Annotated in this window: 1 pseudogene; it reads right to left on the reverse strand. The window is 59.4% G+C overall.

What is annotated here, in order from left to right:
* Nucleotides 1-360, reverse strand: a pseudogene (locus CSV68_RS17030) (NADP-dependent oxidoreductase); the annotation flags it as partial.

Below are 360 nucleotides of genomic sequence, written 5' to 3' on the forward strand. Positions count from 1 at the left end.
CCGGCAACCTTTGATTTTACCGATCTGCCCGACCGTCGCACCAACCGGCCCCGTCGCCGCCGCAACCACCAGCGTTTCACCGGCTTTAGGCTGGCCGATGTCCAGTAGCCCCATATAGGCGGTAAACCCTGGCATACCCAGAATGCCCAGCGCCCACGAGGGATGAAAAATATTATCGCCCAGTTTCACCAGGCCGCTGCCGTCTGAAATTTCATACTCCTGCCAGCCGCTGTAGCCCAGCACCCACTCACCCGGCGTATAGTCCGGATGGTTTGACTGCTCAACGCGACTGACCGTTCCCCCCACCATGACCGCCCCAATTTCCACTGGCGGTGAATAGGAAGGTGCATCACTCATGCG

It is taken from the genome of Sporosarcina sp. P29, from assembly GCF_002743265.1.
GTDB lineage: Bacteria > Bacillota > Bacilli > Bacillales_A > Planococcaceae > Sporosarcina.